This is a genomic window from Pseudomonas frederiksbergensis (genome assembly GCF_000802155.2).
Classification (GTDB): Bacteria; Pseudomonadota; Gammaproteobacteria; order Pseudomonadales; family Pseudomonadaceae; genus Aquipseudomonas; species Aquipseudomonas frederiksbergensis_A.
The window spans coordinates 1-1243 of the sequence record NZ_JQGJ02000056.1 but is presented as its reverse complement, the minus strand read 5'-3'; the positions used below and the strand labels follow the sequence as shown (position 1 = coordinate 1243).

General features: G+C 53.6%; 1 protein-coding gene. It reads left to right on the top strand.

What is annotated here, in order from left to right:
- Positions 1-1206 (top strand): IS3 family transposase gene (locus tag JZ00_RS29640; protein ID WP_152668488.1). Its coding sequence is split into 2 segments (ribosomal slippage), with 1207 coding nucleotides annotated over them: positions 1-335 and positions 335-1206; the frame shifts between segments, so codons are not numbered across the junction. This gene is flagged as partial in the annotation.
- Positions 1207-1243: the final 37 nt, after the last annotated feature.

The following is a 1243-nucleotide window of genomic DNA, read 5'->3' as shown; positions in this document are numbered from 1 at the left end:
GCGCAGTCAGCGTGATTACACGCTGAGCTTTAAATTGGCGGTCGTCGATCAGGTTGAAAAGGGCGAACTGAGTTATAAAGAGGCTCAACGGCGTTATGGGATCCAGGGCCGGTCGACTGTGTTGGTGTGGTTACGCAAGCATGGACGGCAGGACTGGAGCCAAGGCGCCTCCATTCGTGCCCAGAGGAACCGACCGATGGCCGAGCCAAATTTGCCGCTGACACCAGAGCAGCGAATCAAGGAGCTGGAAGAAAAGCTGGCCCTTGCCAACCAGAAAGCCCAATTTTTTGAAGCTGTCGTTGACGTACTAAAGAACGATTACGGTGTTTCTGTCGTAAAAAAGCGATCCGGCAAGTCCTCACCCAAGGGCAAATCGAAGGCCTGAGTGTTACCAGGGCTTGCCAGTTTCTGGGCATCTCACGGCAGGCGTATTACAAGCGCAATCGAGCTTACGACGCGCAAGCCAGCCACGCGCAAAAGGTGTTGGGGTTTGTGCTGGAGACACGCCTTGAAATGCCCCGGTTGGGCACCCGCAAGCTGCATGGCCTTATGCAATCCGAACCTGAACTGACGCAAACGGTAGGCCGAGATCGGTTGTTCGATATTTTGCGGGATCATCGACAACTGGTCCCACGCAAACGCGCTTATCACAAGACGACCGACAGCCATCATCGCTTCCGTCGACATCCGAATCGGCTCAAGCCCGGCCCTGACCAGGTCACTGCCACCGGCCCGGAACAGGTCTGGGTGGCGGATATAACCTACTTACCGACCGAGCAAAGCGTCGCTTACGTAAGTCTGGTCACTGATGCGTTCTCGCGCAAAATAGTCGGCCATCACGTGCATGAAAGCCTGCATACCGAGTCAGTCATCCGGGCGATGACGAAAGCTCTTCGCCACCGAAGAACCAATCAACCGTTGGTACATCACTCAGATCGGGGCTCGCAATACTGCTCTGATCTCTACCAAAAGCTGCACGCCAAACATGGCGTCAGGTGTTCGATGACTGATGGCTACGACTGCTACCAAAATGCTCTAGCGGAACGAGTGAATGGGATTCTGAAAACAGAATTTCTTTTACACCGTCCCAAAGACCTTGCCCAAGCCAAGCGCATGGTTGAGGAATCGATAGAAATCTATAACCGTAAGCGACCTCATCTGTCCCTGAAATACAAAACGCCCGATGCGGTGCATCAGGCGTTTTGAGACTGAAACAGGTGTAAACCTATTTCAGGACTAGACA